21 protein-coding genes are annotated in these 21,482 nt (G+C 61.7%); 7 read left to right on the plus strand and 14 right to left on the minus strand.

All coding sequences use genetic code 11. The features are described 5' to 3' along the window. Window positions 1-176 precede the first annotated feature (176 nt). Window positions 177-542, plus strand: a complete 366-nt coding sequence (locus tag ACEW8Q_RS15350) for a hypothetical protein (RefSeq protein WP_373504926.1) — start codon at window positions 177-179, stop codon at window positions 540-542. On the opposite strand, the gene ACEW8Q_RS15355 is transcribed toward ACEW8Q_RS15350, so the two are convergent. After that, window positions 543-863 carry a hypothetical protein gene (locus ACEW8Q_RS15355; RefSeq protein WP_373504927.1) on the minus strand — a complete coding sequence of 107 codons (321 nt, stop codon included), beginning with the start codon at window positions 861-863 and terminating at the stop codon, window positions 543-545. A gap of 196 nt (window positions 864-1,059) precedes the next feature. On the opposite strand from ACEW8Q_RS15355, the gene ACEW8Q_RS15360 reads away from it, so the two are divergent. Both ACEW8Q_RS15360 and ACEW8Q_RS15365 read left to right on the plus strand, forming a co-directional pair. Beyond that, window positions 1,060-3,483: an FAD-dependent oxidoreductase gene (locus tag ACEW8Q_RS15360; protein ID WP_373504928.1), complete on the plus strand. Its 2,424-nt coding sequence runs from the start codon at window positions 1,060-1,062 to the stop codon at window positions 3,481-3,483. Window positions 3,484-3,515: 32 nt separating this feature from the next. Then, window positions 3,516-4,415, plus strand: a complete 900-nt coding sequence (locus ACEW8Q_RS15365; protein WP_373504929.1) for a DMT family transporter — start codon at window positions 3,516-3,518, stop codon at window positions 4,413-4,415. Between the two features lie 51 nt (window positions 4,416-4,466). Here ACEW8Q_RS15365 and ACEW8Q_RS15370 read toward each other — a convergent pair whose 3' ends face one another. After that, complete coding sequence (locus tag ACEW8Q_RS15370) at window positions 4,467-5,180, minus strand: hypothetical protein (RefSeq protein WP_373504930.1); 714 nt, start codon at window positions 5,178-5,180, stop codon at window positions 4,467-4,469. 212 nt (window positions 5,181-5,392) lie between these two features. Here ACEW8Q_RS15370 and ACEW8Q_RS15375 point away from each other — a divergent pair, with 212 nt between their 5' ends. Further along, the gene (locus ACEW8Q_RS15375) at window positions 5,393-7,264 is read left to right on the plus strand and encodes a beta strand repeat-containing protein (protein WP_373504931.1); all 1,872 of its coding nucleotides are present in this window, start codon (window positions 5,393-5,395) and stop codon (window positions 7,262-7,264) included. On the opposite strand, the gene ACEW8Q_RS15380 is transcribed toward ACEW8Q_RS15375, so the two are convergent. The 9 genes from ACEW8Q_RS15380 to ACEW8Q_RS15420 all read right to left on the minus strand — a co-directional run bounded on the left by ACEW8Q_RS15380 (window position 7,261) and on the right by ACEW8Q_RS15420 (window position 14,473). Beyond that, window positions 7,261-7,902: a protein-L-isoaspartate(D-aspartate) O-methyltransferase gene (locus ACEW8Q_RS15380; protein ID WP_373504932.1), complete on the minus strand. Its 642-nt coding sequence runs from the start codon at window positions 7,900-7,902 to the stop codon at window positions 7,261-7,263. The genes ACEW8Q_RS15375 and ACEW8Q_RS15380 overlap by 4 nt on opposite strands. Further along, on the minus strand, window positions 7,899-8,660 hold the full coding sequence (gene surE, locus ACEW8Q_RS15385; RefSeq protein WP_373504933.1) for a 5'/3'-nucleotidase SurE: 762 nt from the start codon (window positions 8,658-8,660) through the stop codon (window positions 7,899-7,901). Before surE ends, ACEW8Q_RS15380 begins: the two co-directional genes overlap by 4 nt. 1 nt (window position 8,661) lies before the next feature. Continuing rightward, complete coding sequence (gene serS, locus ACEW8Q_RS15390) at window positions 8,662-9,942, minus strand: serine--tRNA ligase (RefSeq protein WP_373504934.1); 1,281 nt, start codon at window positions 9,940-9,942, stop codon at window positions 8,662-8,664. Between the two features lie 91 nt (window positions 9,943-10,033). Further along, a complete protein-coding gene (tatC, locus tag ACEW8Q_RS15395) occupies window positions 10,034-10,834 on the minus strand; it encodes a twin-arginine translocase subunit TatC (RefSeq protein ID WP_373504935.1) in 801 nt (266 codons plus the stop codon). Further along, on the minus strand, window positions 10,831-11,184 hold the full coding sequence (tatB, locus tag ACEW8Q_RS15400) for a Sec-independent protein translocase protein TatB (RefSeq protein ID WP_373504936.1): 354 nt from the start codon (window positions 11,182-11,184) through the stop codon (window positions 10,831-10,833). The genes tatC and tatB overlap by 4 nt, the downstream gene beginning before the upstream one ends. A 32-nt stretch (window positions 11,185-11,216) precedes the next feature. Then, window positions 11,217-11,438, minus strand: coding sequence for a twin-arginine translocase TatA/TatE family subunit (locus tag ACEW8Q_RS15405; protein ID WP_373504937.1), 222 nt, complete (start codon window positions 11,436-11,438; stop codon window positions 11,217-11,219). A gap of 98 nt (window positions 11,439-11,536) precedes the next feature. Beyond that, the gene (locus tag ACEW8Q_RS15410) at window positions 11,537-12,673 is read right to left on the minus strand and encodes an ABC transporter ATP-binding protein (protein WP_373504938.1); all 1,137 of its coding nucleotides are present in this window, start codon (window positions 12,671-12,673) and stop codon (window positions 11,537-11,539) included. 61 nt (window positions 12,674-12,734) lie between these two features. Beyond that, window positions 12,735-14,102 carry a PleD family two-component system response regulator gene (locus ACEW8Q_RS15415; protein WP_373504939.1) on the minus strand — a complete coding sequence of 456 codons (1,368 nt, stop codon included), beginning with the start codon at window positions 14,100-14,102 and terminating at the stop codon, window positions 12,735-12,737. Beyond that, a complete protein-coding gene (locus ACEW8Q_RS15420) occupies window positions 14,099-14,473 on the minus strand; it encodes a response regulator (RefSeq protein WP_373504967.1) in 375 nt (124 codons plus the stop codon). Before ACEW8Q_RS15420 ends, ACEW8Q_RS15415 begins: the two co-directional genes overlap by 4 nt. A gap of 211 nt (window positions 14,474-14,684) precedes the next feature. On the opposite strand from ACEW8Q_RS15420, the gene ACEW8Q_RS15425 reads away from it, so the two are divergent. Continuing rightward, window positions 14,685-14,978 (plus strand): DUF3572 domain-containing protein, encoded by a 294-nt coding sequence (locus ACEW8Q_RS15425; protein ID WP_373504940.1) that lies wholly within the window; start codon window positions 14,685-14,687, stop codon window positions 14,976-14,978. Window positions 14,979-14,985: 7 nt separating this feature from the next. Beyond that, window positions 14,986-15,624, plus strand: coding sequence for a hypothetical protein (locus ACEW8Q_RS15430; protein WP_373504941.1), 639 nt, complete (start codon window positions 14,986-14,988; stop codon window positions 15,622-15,624). A gap of 14 nt (window positions 15,625-15,638) precedes the next feature. On the opposite strand, the gene ACEW8Q_RS15435 is transcribed toward ACEW8Q_RS15430, so the two are convergent. Further along, the gene (locus ACEW8Q_RS15435) at window positions 15,639-16,286 is read right to left on the minus strand and encodes a glutathione S-transferase family protein (protein ID WP_373504942.1); all 648 of its coding nucleotides are present in this window, start codon (window positions 16,284-16,286) and stop codon (window positions 15,639-15,641) included. Window positions 16,287-16,360: 74 nt separating this feature from the next. Here ACEW8Q_RS15435 and ACEW8Q_RS15440 point away from each other — a divergent pair, with 74 nt between their 5' ends. Next, window positions 16,361-17,641, plus strand: a complete 1,281-nt coding sequence (locus ACEW8Q_RS15440; protein WP_373504943.1) for a DNA polymerase IV — start codon at window positions 16,361-16,363, stop codon at window positions 17,639-17,641. A 2-nt stretch (window positions 17,642-17,643) separates the two neighbouring features. Here ACEW8Q_RS15440 and ACEW8Q_RS15445 read toward each other — a convergent pair whose 3' ends face one another. Continuing rightward, window positions 17,644-18,165, minus strand: a complete 522-nt coding sequence (locus tag ACEW8Q_RS15445) for an autoinducer binding domain-containing protein (protein WP_373504944.1) — start codon at window positions 18,163-18,165, stop codon at window positions 17,644-17,646. 78 nt (window positions 18,166-18,243) lie between these two features. Beyond that, the gene (gene putA / locus ACEW8Q_RS15450) at window positions 18,244-21,360 is read right to left on the minus strand and encodes a bifunctional proline dehydrogenase/L-glutamate gamma-semialdehyde dehydrogenase PutA (protein WP_373504945.1); all 3,117 of its coding nucleotides are present in this window, start codon (window positions 21,358-21,360) and stop codon (window positions 18,244-18,246) included. Window positions 21,361-21,482: the final 122 nt, after the last annotated feature.

Here is a 21,482-nt window from a genome sequence, read left to right on the forward strand (position 1 = left end):
CGTTGCCGAATCGCCTGCGTATCAATCATGCAACCGAAACTAAACTACCGCCCGACGCCGAAAAATCCGTCAGATCCGAGTCATTCCGTCGCATCGCCAAAAAACGCAATACCGATTCACTTATCGTTGCGCGCGTCCTTAAGCTCTGACTAACTGCCGTCGGTCACCATGGGGGCATGGCCGACTTCGCCTATATCGCCTTTGTCCTCGCCTTCATTGTTCTTGGCACGTTGCTGGGCATACTCGCGCACTTTTGGCGCGCCCACGCGACGATCGTTGCGGAGGACCTGGGGCTGGGCGAGCCGTTGAATACCTTCACGCGTGATGACTACCAGTGGGAAAAACATGTGGTAGGGGCCGAGTGGGATGATGCTGGGTTCTGGGATCCTGGCAGCGTGCGAAACCTGCTCTATTACATGGCATCGGGCGCGTTCACGCCGCTGCTCATCGGTGTGGCCTTGTGGGGTGAGCGGGCTCAGTTGGTCACGCTGGCCTGTCAGTCTCTCGCGAAACTGGGACTCAACTCCCCGCTCTGCTTCTGACTACGGACATTCGCTGTCGCGCACATAGCGGGCCTTCACCCAGCCTTTGCGCGTGCTGTCACCATTGTAGTGGGTGACCGGGCACCAGCGGCTGCTCCATGCCGCGCTCTTCGGCTGGCACGGAGCATCGAGATGGATGATCCCATGCCTCCCCGGCACCAGCACATCCACGATGCGCGACTCTGCCGTCGGCCTTGATCGCATGTTGAGCGCGTCGTTGCGGTCGACATTCACCACGACGAGGCAGCCCGGCCCGGACGTGGCAAACGCCGAAGAGTTCATGGCCGCAACGAAAGCGGCAGTCAGCAGGATCTTGCGCATGGGTCCTCCAATCACGGCCAGTTTGTGCATATGGCCTGCGCGGCACAAGGGGGCAACCTCTGTTGAGCTGAGCTCACCACACCGGGATTGCAATTGCTCTTGAAAACAGCCCCGGACAGTTGAAGAGGATTGACTGGACCTTGAGCGGCGGCAGGTGGCCGATCTATTCTTTCGCCGAGAGTTTCAGGAGATTGAAATGAAGTCGCATGCACGCGTGGTAATTGTCGGTGGTGGCGTGATGGGGGTGGGCTTGCTCTACCACCTCGCACTTGAGGGCTGGACCGACATCGTCCTGGTCGAGAAGGGCGAACTCACCTCCGGCTCGACATGGCACGCAGCGGGCCAGTGCCCGCATTTCAACGGCTCCCTCAACATGACCAAGGTGCATGTCTATGGCACCGAGCTTTACCCCAGGCTTGAAGAGCTCACCGGTCAAGCCGTTTCGTGGCATGGCTGCGGCGGCTTGCGCCTCGCCACCACCGATGAGGAAGTGAACTGGCTGAAATACGTCTACGGCATTTCGCGGCTCGCCGGATATGAGTGCGAGATCATCGGGCCGTCCGAGATCAAGCAATACCACCCCTATCTTGAAACCTTCGGCATCAAGGCTGCCTTCCGCACCGTGAGTGACGGTCACGTGGCGCCCGCCGACATCACCAACGCCATGGCCGCCGGTGCCCGCCAGCTCGGCGCCGAGATCGTGCGCCGCAACCGCGTGATGGACATCAAGCTGCTGCCCAATGGCGAATGGCGGGTCTTCACCGAGCAAGGCACCATCGACTGCGAGCATGTGGTGAACGCGGCCGGCTCCTACTGCGACGTGGTGGGCGCATGGACGGGCCACAACGTGCCCATCGCCAACATGCTGCACCACTATGTGATCACCGAGCCATTGCAGGAACTGGTCGACCTGAAGATGGAACTCCCCGTGGTGCGCGACCCCTATTCCCACGCCTATCTCCGCGAGGAGACCAACGGGGTGCTCGTCGGGCCTTACGAGACGGCCACGGCGCATGTGTGCTGGGACGGCCAGCCGCCGCGCTGGGACTATGAATCCGAACTCGAAGCCCCCGAACTCGACCGCATCATGCCTTGGCTCGAAAAGGCCACCGAGCGCCTGCCGCTGTTCGGCCAGACCGGCGTGAAATCCATCATCTCCGGCGCCATCACCCACACGCCGGATGGCGTTTATCTCTCAGGCCCGGCGCATGGCCCGAAGAACTACTGGATGCATTGCGGCGCCTCGATCGGCATCTGCCAGGGCGGCGGTGCCGGCAAGTATCTGGCGCAATGGATGGTGCATGGCCAGGCCGAGATCAACATGCGCGAATTCGACCCGCGCCGCTTCGGCAACTGGGCGACGAAGGACTACACGGCGGAGGTCTCCGTCGCCGACTATCACCACATGTATTACTGCTACAAGCCTGCCGAGCAGCACGAGGTGGGCCGCGGCCTCCGCAAGTCGTCCCTCTATGACAAGCTCAAGGCGGAAGGCGCTCAGTTCGCGCAGATTTTCGGATGGGAACGCCCGCGCTGGTACGACACGTCAGGCGAAGGGGAGACGTATTCCTACCGCCGCTCGAACTGGTGGAACGCCGTGAAGGAGGAAGCATTGGCCGTGCGCGAGCGCGTGGGCCTCATGGACCTCTCGACCTTCTCGAAATACGATGTGAAGGGCAAGGACGCCCATGCCTTCCTCGAGCGCATCTGCGCCAACAAGATCCCGGCGAAGGATGGCGGCATCATCCTTGGCCACCTGCTGAACGCCAACGGTTTCATCGAGTCCGAGATCACGGTCACGCGCTTCAGCGCCGATCATTTCTATGTGCTCTCGGCGGCGGTCGCCCAACTCCACGACCTCGACCAGATGAACTGGCGCAAGCTGGAGGGCGAAGACGTCACCATCACCGACATCACGGATGACTATGGCGTGCTGGTTCTGGCTGGACCGCTGGCACGTGACGTTCTGAGCCAATGCACGTCGACCGATCTCACCAACGCAAGCTTCCGATGGCTCACTGGAAAGACCGCCACGGTGGCGGGCGTCGACGGCGTGCGGCTGCTCCGCGTCAACTATGTCGGCGAGCTAGGCTGGGAACTCCATGTTCCCATGGCGGACATGCCGAAGGTGTTCGATGCCTTGATGGCGGCGGGCAAACCCCATGGTATTAAGCTGTTCGGCACTTACGCCATGAACTCGCTCCGCATGGAAAAGTCCTATCGCGGCTGGGGCTCGGAACTCACCACCGAGATCGACATGATCGAAGCCTCGATGGAACGGTTCCTCCGCCTCGACAAGGCCGACTTCATCGGCAAGGCACCGACACTCTCCATGAAGCAGCGCGGCCCCCGCATGAAGCTTGTCTACATGGAGGTCGACAACACCGACTCGGACTGCGTCGGCAACGAGCCTGTCTATCATGGCGACAAGATCGTCGGCGTCACCACGTCGGGCGCCTTCGGCCACAAGACGGACAAGTCGCTCGCCTTCGCCTATGTCTCGCCGGAACTGACCGCCAACGGCACCGAATTCGACGTTCTCGTCTTCACCGAAAAACGCAAGGCCCGGATCATCCCCGAGTCGGTCTGGGATGCCGAGAACGCAAGGCTCAAGGCCTAGTTCTCGAACGGCGAGGCAGCTAAAGGCGGGGCATGACCGAACGTCCCGCCAATTCCCTCATCGGCATCGGGCTGATGCTGCTTGCAATGGCGATCCTGCCATTCCTTGACGTGATCGCAAAGTATCTCGGACAGCAGGGCCTGCCGGTGCTGCAGATCGTGTGGGCGCGGCTGTTCTTCGGCACATTCATCACCCTCCCCTTTGCACTCAAGCTCGCCGGGCCCAGGGGCCTGATGCCCAACATGCCGGTGATGCACGCGGTCCGCGCCAGTTTCCTCATTGCGGCAACGGCATTCTTCTTCTGGGCGCTGCACTACCTGTCGATCGCCGACACGCTCTCGATCTTCTTCGTCCAGCCTCTCATCGTAACCCTTCTCTCTCCGGTGGTCCTTGGCGAGCATGTCGGGATCAGGCGGTGGATCGCCGTCATCATCGGGTTCATCGGCACACTGATCATCATTCGTCCGGGCTTTCAGGAACTCAACCCCGGCGTGGTGATGGCGCTGGCCGCGGGCGCGTCGCTTGCCATCTACATGCTGCTGACGCGGAAGATTTCGGGCTTAGCCCCGGCGATGGTGACGACCTACTACACAAGCCTGACCGGCGCCCTCATCATGAGCGCCGTAGTCATCTTCTTCTGGGAGCAGCCGACACCGCAGCAATGGGGCCTCTTCGTGCTTCTCGCCCTCATCGCGAATGGCGGCCATTATCTGGTCGTGAAAGCCTTCGACTATTCAGAGGCCTCGTTGCTTGCTCCCCTCGCCTACACTGAAATGATCATGGCCGTGGCTGCGGGCTGGTACTTCTTTGGCGACTTCCCCGACCTGTGGACCTTCGTGGGTGTTGGCATCCTCATCGCATGCGCCATTTATATCTCGATCCGCGAGCGCTCGCGCAACATCGAGTCGATCCGCGATTTCGAGCAGCCATAACGAAGATGGCCGGGATCACTCCCGGCCACTCTCGAAAGGAAGTGGTTGGCCTCAGCGCTGCAAGCCGTCCACGCAGACTTCCGCTGTGCCCTTGAAGTTGGGGATCGACCTGTAGATCATCTCGACCCGGTCGATGCCGCGATTGTCGCCCACGAGATCGATGGCACGCGTTTCGCCGCCTGGGGGGATGACGGCCCGCACGCGCAGATCCTGCCGCGCACCACTGCCAAAAACCACACGGAGGTCATACATCTCGACCGGCGCGTTCCGGACTTTCAGGCGGATGGAGCGGAAACTGCCTTCCTTGCGGCCCACTGTCAGCGTGTCACGGTCAACCGAGAAGCGGACATCCTTGCAACCGAGCCGCTCCCAGCTCGCGACTGCCGCGCCACTGCCCTCCACGCCGAAGAAGACGATCCTCGCCGGCCCCTTGGCCACATAGGTCACGATCACCTGCCGGATCGCCCGCTTGGCGCCATCAAGATCGATAACCCGCGACGAACTCCCCGCTCTGAAATTCTGCCGGACCCTGATGTCCTCTGTCTGGCCGTTGCCGTAGACGATACGCAAGTCGAGAACCTCGACATCGCTCTGCCGAACCTCGAAGCGAATCGCACGGAACTGGCCCTCGCGGCCGCCGATCTCGATCACGTCGCGCGTGGGCCGGGCCTCGTGGTTGATGGTCCCGATGGTGACTTCCTTCGCCTGTGCCACACCCGTCAGTGCCGTGCAGCCAAGAGCCAGTGCAAAGAATGCTGTCTTCAATCCCCGTGTCATGTGTCCCCGTGTCAATTTGATTTCCTTCGGATATTCCCGTTACGCGAATGGGTTGAGTCTCTCAACGGTCCCCGGCGGCCGCAAGAAGGTGATCTCCGGCTCGACCGGACTTCACGCTTCCTTTGCGGCAACCGTGAGGCCGTGGCGTTGCGGATTTCGCATGGCTATGCAAGGTTCAGTGTTTTCCGCAGGAGGTTTCAATGTCTTCCGTTCAACTCATCGGCGCGTTCGACATGACCAATTCGACACAGTCGGATTTTATCCTGGCGACGGTATCGAGCACGGCGGAGTTCTATGGCTGGTCGACGACCGGAGATTTCCGGATTCTGGTGATCAGTCCCGATGACGACATCACCGTGAACGGAGCCTCTGAACCCACGGGAGGCACGGCGTCCGGCGTGATGGCCTTCAACGGGTCGGGCCAGACAATCTACACGGTCACGGGCTTCTCCGCGCCGCTCACCGCAATGCTCGACATCAGCTCGAGCGCCGCCTTCCATGAGACCTATTGGGAGACCCTGCTCACGGGCGCCACGAGTTTCAGCGCCGCGGCAGAGGGCGTCTACAGGCTCGTGGGCGACTTCATCCAGGTGGGTGCCGCGCAAACGGCGACCGGCGCCGCTGACACATTTGAAATGCTCCTGGGTTCCTCCATGCGCCTGTTCGGCGATGCACTCGGCGTCGGCATCGGCGGAACGCTCACCGGCGGCGCTGACCGGTTCACCATTGGCAATGGCGGCATCGTTGGCGCCAAGCTGAGCGGCGATGTCGATACCCATGTCGGCACAGTCATCGGCGGCGCGGACATCATCGCGATCAAGTCGGGCCTTGGTGCGGATTCCGCAATCTCAGGCGATGCGCTCATCAGCGATGGTGTGCTCACAGGAGGCGCCGACCGAATCTCGATCAGCCTCGTCGCCACGATAGCAACACCGGATTATATCGTCACCGGCGATGCCGTGGAAGCGCTGCGGCAGGTTACGGGCGGCAACGACACCATCGTGATCAGACCCTTCTCGACGGACATTCCCGTCGTCGCGATATCACTGAGCGGTGACGTCATCACGGCGGCCACTGCCAATTCCTTCGTCACCGGCGGCGATGACGTCATCACCTCTTCGGTCGTGAGCGGCGGCATTGCCGGAGATGTGGCGAGCCAGTCGGCGGGCGTGGTGATCGCGGGCGATGACACGATCACACTCAACAGCGCGACCGGCACAACCATCGCTGGAGACGTTTTCAACTTCACGGGCGGAACCCTCACTCCGGGCAACGACAACATAAAGGGCGGCAGTGGAGACGACATCATCTTCGGCGAAAGCTCCACGCCAAATTTTCCGGGCACACTCGGAACCACGGTGAACGCTGGCGGCAACGACATCATCGATGGCCGTGAGGGCAACGACACAATCAAGGGACAGGTGGGCAATGACATCCTCACCGGAGGAGCCGGCAATGACATTGTCGATGGCGGATCGGGGATCGACACCGCCACCTTCGATACGCTGTCGTCGGCGGTTTTCGTGGACCTGACGGGCATTGCCGGGATGGTGACGTCTCAAGGCTTTGTCAAGGCAATCGGCCAGGGCCTCGATGTGCTTGACGGAATCGAGAACGTGACCGGCTCGGCATTGAACGATACGATCAAGGGCGACGGTGCGGGCAATGTCCTGAACGGCGGGAGCGGAAGCGACACACTCAACGGACGGGGCGGAACCGACACGCTCATCGGCGGCAGGGGTCAGGACAAGCTGAACGGCGGCGGCGGCAACGACATCTTCGACTTCAATGCGGTGAATGAACTGTCCGCGAATTCCACCAAGACCGATATCATCATCGGCTTCGCAACGGGCGACAAGATCGACATTTCGGATATCGCGACAGGCAAAGGCAACGTCAACGCTCCCTTCACATTCCAGACCACAGCCCTCACAGGCGTGGGTCAGGTGACGTTCGCCACGAGCGGCAGCGATGTCATCGTCTCGGGCAGCACGGATAGTGATGCGGCCGCCGAGTTCACCATCCTGCTGAAAGGGGTTGGAACACTCACGGCGGCGGACTTCATACTCTAGCCGTCGCGCGGCACGCCTTCCACCAGAGGCACGAAGCGCACCGGGATCAGATGCTCGCGTTCGAAGCCCGTCGCCGTGCGCGTGATGCGGAACAGGTCCTGCTTTCCGGCGCGCTCCTCGATGGGGATCACCATCACGCCCCCGGGCGCAAGCTGGTCGAGCAATGCCTGAGGTTCGCCGCGCGCGGCCGCCGTCACGATGATGCGATCGAAAGGCGCAAGCTGCACCCAGCCCTTGGTGCCGTCGCTCACCTGCAACGTCACGTTCTTTATCTTCAGCGACTTCAGCCGCTCGGCCGCTGTTTCGGAGAGCGTGCGGTAACGCTCGATGGAATAGACGCGCTTGCAGAGATGCGCCAGAACGGCGGTCTGGTAGCCTGATCCCGTGCCGATCTCCAGCACGCGATGATCACTTTCGACGCGGAGGCCCTCCGTCATCAACGCTACGACATAGGGCTGCGAGATCGTCTGCCCGCACGAGATCGGCAAGGCCTGGTCGGCATAGGCCTGGTCCGAGAACGCATCCTCCACGAAGACCTCGCGCGGCACTTTCTCGATGGCTTCCAGCACGCGTTCATCCGCGATGCCGTTTCGCCGGAGAGCGGCCAACAAACTGGTCTTGCGCGGATCGGGCGTCACGGCGCGCCGAGGACCGTCCTTACGGCCTCCATCGCCTCGACCTGCGTCAGGTTCATGTGCAGCGGGGTGACCGAGATGCGGCGGTTGAACACAGCCCACAAATCGGTGCCGGCCGGCGGGTTGCCGCGCTCACGCTTGAAGCCCAGCCAGTAATAGGGGTTGCCGCGCATGTCCATGCGCTCGTCCACATGCAACAGGTTGGCGTCGCGCTTGCCCTGCCGCGTCACCTCCACGCCCTGCACATCGTCCGGCCGGCAATCGGGAAAATTGACGTTCATCAACACGCCGGGGCCGAAGTTCATCGGCAGCAGCTTCTGAACGATGGCGGAACCATGCTGCTCGGCCACTTCGTAAGAAAACCCGTTGCCATGAATGCCCGTCACCTGGCTGAGCGCAATCGACTTGAAGCCCAGTTGGGTACCCTCCATCGCAGCGGCGATGGTGCCGGAATAGGTGACATCGTCAGCGATGTTTTGGCCGCGGTTGACGCCCGACAGAACAAGGTCGGGATCGCCGGGAAGAATCTTCCGCGCCGCCATCACCACGCAGTCGGTGGGCGTGCCCGAAACCTCGAAGCGCCGCTCGGCGATCTTTCGGTAGCGCAGCGGATTGGCGAGCGACAGCGAATGCCCTGCCCCGGAATTTTCCTCGTCGGGCGCCACGATCCACACATCGTCCGACAGGGTCCGGGCGATGCGTTCGAGTGTTTCAAGTCCCGGCGCGTGAATGCCGTCATCGTTGGTCACCAGAATGCGCATGTCAGGGCCTCGTGATCTTGTCAGCGCCACCCATATAGGGGCGCAGGGCTTCGGGGATTGTGACAGAACCATCGGCGTTCTGATAATTTTCGAGGATCGCCACGATGGTGCGGCCAACCGCAAGGCCCGAACCGTTCAGCGTGTGGACGTAGCGCGTGCCCTTGCCATCGGCCGGCTTGTAGCGTGCATCCATGCGCCGCGCCTGGAAGTCGCCGCACACCGAGCACGACGAAATTTCGCGATAGGAATTCTGGCCGGGCAGCCAGACCTCAAGATCATAGGTCATACGCGCGCCGAAGCCCATGTCACCGGCACAAAGCCGCATCACGCGGTAAGGCAGTCCCAGTGTCTGAAGGATGCTCTCGGCGCAACCCGTCATCCGTTCCAGTTCGTCACGCGATTGCTCGGGCGTAGTGATCGACACGAGTTCGACCTTCGAGAACTGGTGCTGGCGGATCATGCCGCGCGTATCGCGGCCCGCCGAACCTGCTTCCGCGCGGAAGCACGGCGTATAGGCCGTGAGCCGTATTGGCAGGTCTTTTTCGTCAACGATCTTCTCGCGCACGAGATTGGTGAGCGAAACTTCTGCCGTCGGGATGAGCCATCGGCCATCCGTGGTCCTGAACAGGTCCTCGGCGAATTTCGGAAGCTGGTTCGTTCCGAATACCGCGCTGTCATTCACCATGAAGGGCACGTAGTGTTCCGTATAGCCATTCGTGCCCGTCTGGTGGTCGAGCATGAACTGGGCGAGTGCCCGCTCCAGCCGCGCCAACTGTCCCTTCATCACGACGAACCGCGCGCCCGCGATCTTCGCGGCCGTCTCGAAATCCATCAGCCCAAGCCACTCGCCGATGTCGAAATGCTGTCGGGGCTCATAAGCAAAGGCCGGTGCCGTGCCCCAGCGCCGGACCTCGACATTGCCGGTTTCGTCGACACCTTCCGGAACCTCATCGAGCGGAATGTTGGGAATGCTGGCCAATGCCGCCTTGAGGCGCTCGTCGATGTCGCGCTCCACAGCCTCTCCCGAAGCGATGAAATCCTTGATCGAACCCATCTCGGCCTTGAGCGCCTCGGCACGCGCCTTGTCGCCCGACTTCATGGCTTCGCCGATTTCCTTCGAGGCCGCGTTCCGGCGGGCTTGCGCGTCCTGCAACTTCTGCACATGGTCGCGCCGCTCGGCGTCGATCTTCAGAAGCTCCGCCGACAGGCCGCCGAGGCCCCGCCGCGCCAGACCCTTGTCGAACGCCTCCGGATTGTCGCGGATGGCCTTGATGTCGTGCATGTCGTGAATCCCTTGTCAGGTCCTCCCTATAGGACGGCAAAGGGCATGAGGGGAAGATGATTGCTGGACCGAAAACGCAAGATGGCGGAGGCTATGCCTCGGCGGCTTCCTTGGCATCCTCGGCGGCCTGCTTCCGCTTGCGGCGGAAATCGATGAAGCGCACCGCCTGCACCGACACCTCGTAAAGCAGAATGAGCGGCACGGCCATGGAGATCTGGGATATGGGGTCGGGCGGTGTCAGCACCGCAGCTACCACGAAGACACCCACGATGGCGAACTTCCGGCCGTTCTTGAGCTGGTCGTAGGTCAGGATGCCGATCTGCCCTAGCAGGGTGAGGATCACGGGAAGCTGGAAGCAAAGCCCGAAGGCCAGAATGAGCATCATCACGAAATCGAGATAGGCCTCGATGTCGGGCATGAGTTGGATGCCCTGATGGCCATCCGTGCCGGTGCCGGCGGCGAGATTGTAGAAGAAGTGGATGGCGACCGGCAGCAGGAAGAAATAGACGAGCGCCGCGCCCAGCAGAAAGAACAGGGGCGTTGCGATCAGATACGGCAGGAAGGCCTGCTTCTCGTGGCTGTAGAGGCCGGGCGCCACGAACTTGTAAAGTTGGGTGGCCATCAGCGGAAAGCCGATGAACATGCCGCCGAACATCGCAATCTTCAGCTTCACCAGGAACACGCCCAGAAGCTTGATCGAGATGAGGCTCACATCCTCGCCCGTCCCCCATTTGAAGGGCAGCACGAGGTAATGGAGAATGTCGGTCGAAAAGAAGAAGCTGACAATGAAGGCAAGAATGAAACCCGCCACACACCACATGAGCCGGGTCCTCAACTCGACCAGATGCTCGATCAGAGGGGCTTCCGAAGCGTCGATCTCGCTCTTGCTCATGACGGTGCCGTAGCTGTAGGCGGTTTCGGCGCGTCAGGTGAAGGCACCTCGCCGAAGAGCTTCTTGAAGTCGTCTTCCTGCTTCTTCACATCGTCCACGATGGTCTTCTTCACGGGCTCGATCGGGTTGATGTTCTTGAGGTTGTCGAATTCCTTCTTCACCTCGTCGAGCCCGGAGTCCTTGAGTGCGCTGTCCAGCTGGCCCTGGAATTCCCTGGCCATGCCGCGCATCTTCCCTAAGGTTTTCCCCATTGCGCGGAGCACGCGAGGCAAGTCTTTGGGACCGATGACGATGATCGCCACCACAGCAACAAGGAACAATTCGGTATAACCGACGCCGAAGTCGAACATGATGAATTCCGGCCCGTCTCGGCCGGCTGGCCTTAGCTCTTGACCTTCTCGGCTTCAGTCTTGACGACAGGCTGCTGCTCGATCGGCTTGGGCTCGGTGCTGGCCGTTGCCGTATCGTCGTCCGCCATGCCCTTCTTGAAGCTCTTGATGCCCTTCGCGACATCACCCATCAGATCGGAAATCTTACCGCGGCCAAAGAGCAGGACGACCACGAGGATCACCAGCGCCCAGTGCCAGACTGACATTGCACCCATAAGACAAACTCCCTCTTCCAGGAGAGAGCATCCTCTCTCCTCACGTTTCGCGGCACTAAAGCAGAAAGCCCCGCGCGCCGCAACCAAAGCCAACGAAGTCAGGAGATAGGAGCGGCGCTGCCGAATTCAAAGACAAAAACGTGCTCCTGATCGATGGTGAACCACGCGGCCTGCCCCTTGACTGGCGCCGACCGGGAGTCGATGAGCGCCGTCAGGGGCTCCTCGATTCCCTGGAAGATCACGGTGCACTTGACATCGTCACCCTGGAAACGGGTTTCGGTGACAAAGCCCTCGATGCCTTCTCCTTGCCGTGCCCGCTTTATGCCTTGCGGCCGGACCATGACGATGGCCGTTTGGCCACTGGCGTAGGGCGGAGCCGGGAACAAGCCGAGCGGCGTATCGACCGCTGCCCCGGTCAGGCGTCCCCTGATCTCGTTGGTGTCGGAAAAGAACCTCGCCGCAGCAGCATCGGCGGGTTTCCGGTACAGTTCTTCAGGCGTACCCGCCTGGATCAGACGGCCCTGCCGCATGAGGAATATCCGGTCGGCGAGCCCCATGGCCTCCACAGGGTCGTGCGTGACAAGAAGGCAGGAGGCTCGGGTCTCCCGCAGCAAGGTCAGGGTTTCGGCCCTGACGGATTCCCGAAGCCGCTGGTCTAGCCCGGAGAACGGCTCATCCATCAGCATCACCTGCGGCCTGGGCACAACAGCGCGGGCCAGCGCCACGCGCTGCTGCTCGCCACCCGAAAGGTGATGGGGAAAATTCGCGGCATAGCTCGCCAACCCGACGCGCTCCAGCGCATGGAGTGCGATCGTGTGAGCTTCCTTGCGCGGCAGGTTGCGCAGGCCGAAGGCCACGTTGTCGAGGATCGACAGATGGGGAAACAGCGCGAAATCCTGGAACATCAGTCCGATGTTCCGCCTTTCCGGAGGTACAAAGCGTGATGGTCCAGCCATCTCCTGCCCATCGAAGAGCAGACGCCCCAGGTCGGGTTTCTCGATCCCCGCTGCTATCCGCAGCAGCGTGGTCTTGCCGCAACCCGAAGGCCCGAGCAGGCAGGCGATCTCGCCGGGATGGAGCTTCAGGGAGACATCCATCACGGCGGCCGTGCGGCCAAACCGCTTGGAGACATTCTCGAATTCGAGAAGCCCCGCAAAGGTTGCACCCGCCGTTCCGCGGGGTCCCCAACGCTTGCTGTCCTCGTCTTCGGTCAATGTCTTGTCGACAATCGTCATCGCTGGCGGGGTCTACAACAGTTCCCGTGCGATGGAAATGCTTGCAACGTGCCGAGGCCGATCACGCGGCCGACAGGATGACCCGGTTGCGGCCCTCGCGCTTGGCCCGGTAGAGCGCCTGGTCGGCCCGCTTCAGCAGATCGTCGACGCCCTCTTCCACCGTCGTCAGGGCGGAAATGCCGAGAGACACCGTAATGGTGAGATGACATTCTGGGGCCGCGTTGAACGGCTTGCCCGCCACGGTCTTGCGGATGCGTTCTCCAACCCGCTCGGCAGTCTGGAGGTCCGTGCCGGGCAGAACCACGACAAACTCCTCGCCGCCTGTCCGGCACGCAAGATCTATGTTCCGGATGGACGACCGGATCCGGCCTGACAGTTCCTGCAGCACACGGTCGCCTGCGTCGTGACCGTAGGTATCGTTCACGGACTTGAAGAAGTCGACATCGAGGGTGAGCACAGAAAGCGGCTTGCCGCGATTGACCGCGTGCTCGATCAGATGCGCCAGATGGGTTTCGAGATAGCGCCGGTTGTAGAGGCCCGTGAGCGCGTCCGTCACCGCCATCTCGATCGAGGCCTTGACGCTGGTACGAAGCTGCTCGGTGTAGCGGTAGCGGCGGATCTGGGTCGAGACGCGCGCCTGGAGTTCCTGCTTGTCGATCGGGCGGATCAGATAGTCATTGACGCCCATGTCGAGCGCCCGGAGCAGGCGCTGGTGATCGTCGGGATCGACGATGATGAGGATCGGCGTCTGCCGGGTCTGCTCCATGCTCTTCAGCTGCGAACAGATTCGCAGCGCGTCGATTCCCTCCATGTCGAGGTTCACGATGATGAGTTCGAACCCGCCTTCGGACTGGGCACAGGCCTCGATGGCCTGTTGCGGCTCGACGGCGATGGTCACGTCATGCTTGCCCGACAGCGCCGTCCTGATGCGCTCCGCAACAGCCGCGCGGTTGTCGATGACGAGAACGTTGCCAGGACGGTTGTCGGCGGTGATCTGCTCGTTGGTCATCAGCCGGAGTGGGTCTCCGCCGGTGCGAGTGCGGAGTTCATCCGTGAGCATCTTCAGGCGGACAAGGCTCTTGACCCGGCAGAACAGCGACACGTCGTTGACGGGCTTGGTCAGAAAATCGTCGGCTCCCGCCTCGAGCCCGCGCACACGGTCTTCGGGCTGGTCGAGCGCCGTCACCATCACCACCGGAATATGCTGGGTCTGCGGATTGGCCTTGATGCGGCGGCACACTTCTATGCCATCGATGCCCGGCATCATGACGTCGAGAAGAACAATGTCGGGCTTGGTGCGCTGGACCGCCTCGAGGGCGTCGGCGCCGTTCATCGCCGTCACAACATCGAAATACTCAGCCGCCAGCTTCGCTTCAAGAAGCCGGACGTTGGCGAGAATGTCGTCGACGACGAGGACGCGCGCTGTCATTCTGGTTTCTTCAAATAACTGTCGATGGTCTGCAGGAAGCTGACGACCGAGATGGGTTTCGAGATGTAGGCCTCACACCCGCCTTCGCGGATCTTTTGTTCGTCGCCCTTCATGGCGAAGGCCGTCACGGCAATCACCGGAATGTGCCGCAGCGTGTCGTCTTCCTTCAGCCACTTGGTGACTTCGATGCCGGAGACCTCAGGCAGCTGGATATCCATCAGGATGAGGTCGGGACGGTGCTTGCGTGCAAGATCGAGCGCGGACAACCCGTCGCGCGTCTGGATCACCTGATAGCCATTGGCCTCAAGCAGGTCGTTGAACAGCTTCATGTTCAACTCGTTGTCCTCGACAATGAGGACACGCTTCGGCATGGCCGGCACGGCATCTGGCGTTCTCATCGATCCTGCCGAAACTGACACGTTCCAACTCATTGTAGGCCTTGTCTCTGTTGTGCGCGCCGGATGTTTCCGTCCGCGCTGCGTCCCCTTGTCGTGGAAGCCACTCTCACCCTTGCGGGTAACCAACAGCTTAACCAACCGCTCTGGCTGTTCAACGAGGTTCAAGGGTGGTTAAAATCGCAGGATGAATCGCCATAGCAGCCCCGAATCGTCCGAGGAAGCCGAAATCATCGCCCTGAAAGTGCTGGGATTTCTGGCAAGTGAACCGGACCGGCTGCACCGGTTCATGGACCTCTCGGGCCTTGACGTTGCGGCGATTCGCGCCTCGGCCGCCGATCCTGCCTTCCTGGGCGCGCTGCTGGACCATGTTCTCTCGGACCAGACGCTGCTCTTGATCTTTGCCGAGGAAAATGGCCTGAAGCCTGAACGCATCGTACAACTTCGCCGCAAACTGCCGGGAGCAGCCATTGATTTCTGAAATTACCATGGGTCAGCTTGAGACCTTGAGCTTCACCGGCCGTCCGCTCGTCATCTGCGACGTGGACGAGGTGATTGTGCATTTCACCCGCGATTTCGAGAGCTTCATCGGTGACCGCGGCCTTTGGCTCGACACGTCAAGCTTCGCACTCAACGGCAACATCCGTCATCGCGATGGCGGCCGGCCCGCCACGGAAGCCCAGGTCGCCCAACTGATTTCCGACTTCTTCGACGAGCGCACGCGGCATCTGGCGCCCATCGACGGGGCCATCGATTCGCTGCTCCATATCGCCGAGACTGCGGATGTGGTGCTGCTCACCAACCTGCCCCACACGTCGGGCGACCATCGCCGCGAGAATCTCGCGGGCCACGGGTTGTCGTTCCCCGTCGTCACCAATTCAGGCCCGAAAGGCCCTGCGATCAGCGATCTGGTGAAGCGATCGAAGCAGCAGGCCGCCGTCTTCATCGACGACAGCCCCGCTTTCATTTCCTCGGCCTATGATCACGCGCCCGACGTGCATCTCGTCCACTTTCTGCATGACGAACGATTTTCGCGCCACATCGAGCCCCTGGATTTCGTGTCGCTCCGCACCGCCAGCTGGACGGAAGCAAAGCCGCATATCCTCGGGTTGATCGGCGGCGCCTGAACGACCCCCGGTGGTCAGGCCGGGTAGCCGCCGAGTTCAAGAACGCCATGCGACTCGAGCACGGCCTTGAGTTTTGGCCGCGCGCGAACGGATGCCGCCAGCTTTGCGATGGCGGGGAACTTGCCATGAAGCGCCGTCTCGCTGGGCCTTCCCCAGATCGAGAGCATAAAGGCATAGATATCGAGCGCCGAGAAATCACGTCCCATGAGCCATGGTGTGGCCTTCGTCAGCCGTTTTTCCAGCAATTTCCAGTAGGTATCCGCCCGCGCCTCGGCCGTCTCGACGATGAACGCGTCCTGTTCGGGAGTCTGGGCGTAGGCGTTCCCGCCAAAGGCAAGGCTGATCGTGGGATAGAGTTCCGTGCTCATCATATGGAGCAAGCTCATGAAATCGCCATAAGCCTCGCTCCCAAGCTGCGGCGACATCTGTTTATCCGGATGGGCCGCTACCAGAAACGACACGATCGCCGCTGATTCGTAGAGCGTGCGTCCATCCGCCAGTCCAAGAGCCGGGATCATGCCCAGAGGACTGAACTCCCGAAACTCTGGCGCCCTCACCTGTTCCGCCGTCATCCAGATATTGGTGTAGGGCACTTCCATTTCCTCGAGCAGGCAATGGATGGAGATCGATCCCCAGGCCTTCACATTGTAGAGCTTGTACATCAATATCTCCCTGCAGGGTTTCGTCCAGCGTAGCAGTGTTCCCCATTTCGTGGACTGGCGCTACTATTCGTTCCATGAATGACGGTGCTGCGACGGCGGGCTTCTGCCGCGACTGCTACACGGCTGCAAGTGCCGATGAGCGCCGCTGCCTTTCCTGCGGCAGCCCGCGCCTGCTCCGCCATCCTGAATTGCATCAGCTCTCGATCGCCCATATCGACTGCGATGCCTTCTATGCGGCGGTTGAAAAGCGCGACAACCCCGAGCTCGCCGACAAGCCATTGATCATCGGCGGCGGCGTGCGGGGTGTTGTGTCAACCGCCTGCTACATCGCGCGCATCCGTGGCGTCAAATCCGCGATGCCCATGTTCAAGGCGCTGAAGCTCTGCCCCGAGGCGGTTGTCATCAAGCCGAACATGCCGAAATATTCCGAAGTCGGCCGCCTCGTGAGGGGCATGATGATGGACGTGACGCCGCTGGTGCAGCCGCTTTCGATCGACGAGGCTTTTCTCGACTTGACCGGAACCGCGAGGCTCCATGGCATGAGCCCCGCCCTGACACTGGCAAAGCTGCTGGCCCGCATCAGCAGCGAAGCCGGCATCACGGCTTCCGTTGGCCTGTCGCACAACAAGTTCCTCGCCAAGCTGGCATCCGATCTCGAAAAGCCGCGCGGGTTTTCGGTGCTCGGGCGGGCTGAAACGTTGACTTTCCTTGCCGAGCGGCCAGTTGGATTCATCTGGGGTGTAGGCAAGGCCATGCAGGAGCAACTGGCCAAGGGTGGCATCACCCACATCGGTCAGTTGCAGGCCATGGACAAGATCGAACTGATGCGCCGCTTCGGCAGCATGGGGGCCAGGCTCTATCACCTGTCGCGCGGAGAGGATGACCGTCACGTCTCGACCGACGATCATTCGAAATCGATCAGTGCGGAGACAACATTCAATACCGACATCTCGGATTGCGCCGAACTCGAACGCATCCTCTGGCCGCTTGCGGAGAAAGTCTCGCGGCGCGCGAAGGCGGAAGGTGTCGCGGGTCATACTGTGGTGCTGAAATTGAAGACCGCGGACTTCAAGCTCCGCACGCGCAATTCATCCCTGTCGGATCCGACACTGCTGGCGAACCGCATCTATGACGCCGCAATCCCCATGCTCCAGCGCGAGGCGACAGGCACGGCGTTCCGGCTGATCGGCGTGGGCATCACGGGACTGACGCCGGCCAGTCCCGAGCAGGAAACCGAAACCCTCGATGCAGGCGTGGCAGCCCGCGCAAAGGCCGAACTGGCCGTGGACAAGATCAGGGACAAGTTCGGCCGCTCGGCGGTGGGCCGGGGCATCGGCTTCGGCGACGACGATTGAAATCAGGCTGCAGCGCGGCGGGATTCGACCAATGAACGGCAACGGCCATGGAAGTAATGCGCGAAACCGCAGAAGCCACCGATGATGCGGGCCTTTTCGGCCGCCCATTGCGTCGGCAGGCAATCGACGTTGACCGAGAACATGATCGCCCGGTCCGGTCCATCCGTGAAGTGATAGGACAGACCATGCTTGGCGATGCCATAGCGCGCTGCGGCTTCCTGGATTTCCAGCGCCGTGCTGTCGATAGCATTCAGTTCCGACCAGTCGATAACGCCCTGCTTTGCCCCCGAACTGTCGAACCCGGGATCACCCAGCGGCGTGTAGTGGCCCATGTAGTAGGCCATGTAGGCGGGGTCATAGGTGGCGATCCAGGTCACCTGGTCAGGCTGTCCATGATAGAGCGACAGGCTCCAATAGGAGAAATGGCGCACCATGAAGGTGCGGCACATCTTCTCCAGATACTGGGTCGCGTCCTCGAAGGAGGTGAACGCCTCACGGGGCTCGCGTCGCGGTTCAAAGCACATGGCATTCCTCTAATTTGAAGAAGCCTAGAGCCGAGACGCTCACCGTCGACTTAAGGAGTAAGCTTAAATTTTAGTGAGTCACATGGACATCAGTGCGGCATTTCCACCAGAGGCTGTCGTGTCCGTCGAACAGACCCGCTCCGTGGCAAAGCGATGGAGATAGTGCGGCCCGCCTGCCTTTGGGCCGGTGCCGGAAAGCCCCTCGCCGCCAAAAGGCTGCGCTCCCACGACGGCACCGATCTGGTTACGGTTCACGTAAAGGTTCCCTACCCGCACTCGCCGCCGGATCTCGGCCGCTGTGGTCTCTATGCGCGTATGAAGCCCGAGCGTGAGGCCATAACCTGTGCCGTTGAGTGCCGTGCAGACCTCCGCGATCCGGTCGCCTGAAAAGCGCACCACATGCAGCACCGGCCCGAAGACCTCACGCTTCAGGGAACTGATCGAAGACAGTTCATAGGCCGCGGGCGCAACGAAAGTGCCGTTTGAACAATCCGGCCCAAGCTTCAGATCAAGAATGGTTTTTGCTTCAGCCTTCATACGGGCCTTGTGAGCTTCGAGAGACTGGCGGGCATCCTCGTCGATCACCGGGCCGACGTCGGTCGAGAAGTCCATGGGGTCGCCGACCTTCAGTTCCGCCATGGCGCCCTTCAGCATGGCGATGACCCGGTTCGCGGAATCGTCCTGCACGAAGAGGAGGCGTGCCGCCGAGCAGCGCTGACCCGCGCTGTCAAAGGCCGAAGCCAGAACGTCGCGCACCGCCTGTTCGGGCAAAGCGGAGGAATCGACGATCATTGCGTTCATGCCGCCGGTCTCGGCGATGAGCGTCGGGATGGCCCCATCGCGCGCCGCAAGTGCCCGGTTGATGATCGCGGCGGTCTCGTTGGAACCGGTAAACGCAACGCCCGAAAGCGCTGGATGAGACAGCAACACCTTGCCGATCCGCGCGCCGTCACCGGGCAGGAGTTGCAGGACGGATTTGGGAATGCCTGCATCATGCAGCAGCCGCACCGCTTCGAAAGCGATCAACGGCGTTTGCTCGGCGGGCTTGGACACGACCGCATTTCCTGAGGCGAGTGCCGCCGAGACCTGGCCGGTGAATATTGCCAGCGGAAAGTTCCATGGCGAAATGCAGGCAAAGACACCCCGGCCATGCAACGACATCTCGTTGCGCTCGCCAGTAGGCCCGGGGAGAAGCAACGGCCCATTGAAATCCTCGCGGGCTTGAACTGCATAGTAACGCAGGAAATCGACCGCCTCGCGAATATCGCCAATGGCATTTTCGAGGGTCTTGCCCGCCTCGCGCGCCAGCAACGCGGAAAACCGATCGGTGTTGGCCTCGTAGAGATCGGCCGCTTTTTCGAGGATGGCAGCCCGCATCGTGCCTCCCGCGAGATCCCACTCGATTTGCGCTAAGGCTGCACCGGCCATGGCGCGGGCTACGGCATTCTCGTCCGCCTCCCACACCTCACCGATCTGGACGCGGCGATCGTGCGGAGAGGTGATGCGGCGGACGGGCCCGCCAATGTCCGGCTTGCCATCAATGAGCACGTGGGCTTCGAAGGGCTGGGCCAGCGCCTTGTCCATGCCGCGTGTCAGCTTCAACCGCGTCCCGTCATCCCAGAGCGCCGCGCCTCTCGAATTCACTCGGCCCGGGAAGATGTTCGCAGGCTGTGGAATCTTCGGATGCGGAATCTCGGCAAGCTTGCCCACCTCCACCATGGGGTCGGCGATGATGTCGGCAATCGGCGCCTCATCGTCCGCCAGCCGATTGACGAAGGACGTGTTGGCGCCGTTCTCCAGAAGCCGCCGCACCAGATAGGCCAGCAGGTCCTCGTGGCTCCCGACGGGCGCATAGATGCGGCAGGGCTGGTTCATCTTGTCCTTGCCGACGACCTGCTCATAGAGCGCCTGCCCCATGCCATGGAGCCGCTGGAACTCGAAGCGCCGGTCATTGCCGGCCAGCACCGAAATGGCGGCGAGCGAATGCGCATTGTGGGTGGCGAACTGGGGGTAGAACACATCGCGCCGCGCCAGCAGGAACCTTGCGCAGGCGAGATAGCTGACGTCGGTCGAAACCTTGCGCGTGAACAGCGGATAGGCGGGGAGCCCCTGCTCCTGCGCGCGCTTCACTTCGGTGTCCCAATAGGCGCCCTTGACGAGGCGCACCGGCAGCACGCGGCCCGTCGATTGAGCAACCGCCGCAAGCCACTCAAGAACAGGCCTGGCACGCTTCGAATAGGCCTGCACCGCAAGGCCGAGCCCGTTCCAGTTCGACAGCCTTTCATCCTGCGCGAGGCGTCCGAGCAGCTCCAGCGAAAGATCGAGGCGGTTCACTTCCTCGGCGTCGATGGTGAAGCCGACATTCAGCGCCTTGGCCTGCATGGCGAGTTCGGCGACGCGCGGCAGAAGCTCCGCCATAACGCGCGCCTCCTGCTTTTCCTCGTAACGCGGATGGAGTGCGGAGAGCTTCACCGAGATCGAGGCGCGGGCGAAGATGTCGCTGCCTTTTGTCCTGGCGCCCAGCGTCTTCAGGGCGTTCTGATATGATGCAAAATAGCGGTGTGCATCCTCCATCGTGAAGGCCGCCTCGCCCAGCATGTCGTATGAGAAGCGATAGCCCTCCGCCTCCTGCGGGGCGGCAACCGACAGCGCTTCGTCGATCGTCCGCCCAAGGACGAACTGCTTACCCATGATGCGCATGGCCTGCTTCATGGCATTGCGGACGATGGGTTCGCCAGACCGCGTGACGAGCTTCTTGAGATAGGCGCCCACGTCACTTCGCGCGATCCGCCCCAGATCGACGAAGCGGCCCGTGAGCATCAATCCCCATGCGGAGGCATTGACGAACAGCGACTCGGATTGACCCAGATGCCGCTCCCAGTCCTTGCCGCCCACCTTGTCGGCGATGAGCTTGTCCGCCGTCTCGGCATCGGGGATGCGGAGCAGCGCCTCGGCGAGGCACATCAGCACCACGCCCTCTTCGGAGGAGAGCGAATATTCCTGCATGAACGCGTCGATGCCGCCTTGCTGGCGCCGCCCTGCCCTGACCGCCGCCACGAGCTGCCGGGCGAGTTCCGCCACGCGCCGCTCCTCATCGGGAAAGAATGCCGCCTCCGCCGCCAGGTTCCGGACGGTCGCCGTCTCGTCGGCGAACAGCTTTGCGGCAATGGCAGAACGGTCGGGCAGAATGGACATGTGCAGCATCTCCTGTGGATACCCATGCTTGCCACAAATCAGGAAGGGCTTCTCGCCAAAGAGAAAGACGAATATACAGAATTTTCTGATCAATTGACCATTTCATGGTGATTTCTTGCCGT

This window comes from Aestuariivirga sp., from assembly GCF_041738905.1.
GTDB lineage: Bacteria > Pseudomonadota > Alphaproteobacteria > Rhizobiales > Aestuariivirgaceae > Aestuariivirga.

Coding starts and splice junctions, on each gene's coding strand:
- ACEW8Q_RS15350 (WP_373504926.1), top strand. CDS start 177: ATGGCCGACTTCGCCTATATCGCCTTTGTCCTCGCCTTCATTGTTCTT.
- ACEW8Q_RS15355 (WP_373504927.1), bottom strand. CDS start 863: ATGCGCAAGATCCTGCTGACTGCCGCTTTCGTTGCGGCCATGAACTCT.
- ACEW8Q_RS15360 (WP_373504928.1), top strand. CDS start 1,060: ATGAAGTCGCATGCACGCGTGGTAATTGTCGGTGGTGGCGTGATGGGG.
- ACEW8Q_RS15365 (WP_373504929.1), top strand. CDS start 3,516: ATGACCGAACGTCCCGCCAATTCCCTCATCGGCATCGGGCTGATGCTG.
- ACEW8Q_RS15375 (WP_373504931.1), top strand. CDS start 5,393: ATGTCTTCCGTTCAACTCATCGGCGCGTTCGACATGACCAATTCGACA.
- surE (WP_373504933.1), bottom strand. CDS start 8,660: ATGCGCATTCTGGTGACCAACGATGACGGCATTCACGCGCCGGGACTT.
- serS (WP_373504934.1), bottom strand. CDS start 9,942: ATGCACGACATCAAGGCCATCCGCGACAATCCGGAGGCGTTCGACAAG.
- tatC (WP_373504935.1), bottom strand. CDS start 10,834: ATGAGCAAGAGCGAGATCGACGCTTCGGAAGCCCCTCTGATCGAGCAT.
- tatB (WP_373504936.1), bottom strand. CDS start 11,184: ATGTTCGACTTCGGCGTCGGTTATACCGAATTGTTCCTTGTTGCTGTG.
- ACEW8Q_RS15405 (WP_373504937.1), bottom strand. CDS start 11,438: ATGGGTGCAATGTCAGTCTGGCACTGGGCGCTGGTGATCCTCGTGGTC.
- ACEW8Q_RS15410 (WP_373504938.1), bottom strand. CDS start 12,673: ATGACGATTGTCGACAAGACATTGACCGAAGACGAGGACAGCAAGCGT.
- ACEW8Q_RS15415 (WP_373504939.1), bottom strand. CDS start 14,102: ATGACAGCGCGCGTCCTCGTCGTCGACGACATTCTCGCCAACGTCCGG.
- ACEW8Q_RS15420 (WP_373504967.1), bottom strand. CDS start 14,473: ATGCCGAAGCGTGTCCTCATTGTCGAGGACAACGAGTTGAACATGAAG.
- ACEW8Q_RS15425 (WP_373504940.1), top strand. CDS start 14,685: ATGAATCGCCATAGCAGCCCCGAATCGTCCGAGGAAGCCGAAATCATC.
- ACEW8Q_RS15430 (WP_373504941.1), top strand. CDS start 14,986: ATGGGTCAGCTTGAGACCTTGAGCTTCACCGGCCGTCCGCTCGTCATC.
- ACEW8Q_RS15435 (WP_373504942.1), bottom strand. CDS start 16,286: ATGTACAAGCTCTACAATGTGAAGGCCTGGGGATCGATCTCCATCCAT.
- ACEW8Q_RS15440 (WP_373504943.1), top strand. CDS start 16,361: ATGAATGACGGTGCTGCGACGGCGGGCTTCTGCCGCGACTGCTACACG.
- ACEW8Q_RS15445 (WP_373504944.1), bottom strand. CDS start 18,165: ATGTGCTTTGAACCGCGACGCGAGCCCCGTGAGGCGTTCACCTCCTTC.
- putA (WP_373504945.1), bottom strand. CDS start 21,360: ATGTCCATTCTGCCCGACCGTTCTGCCATTGCCGCAAAGCTGTTCGCC.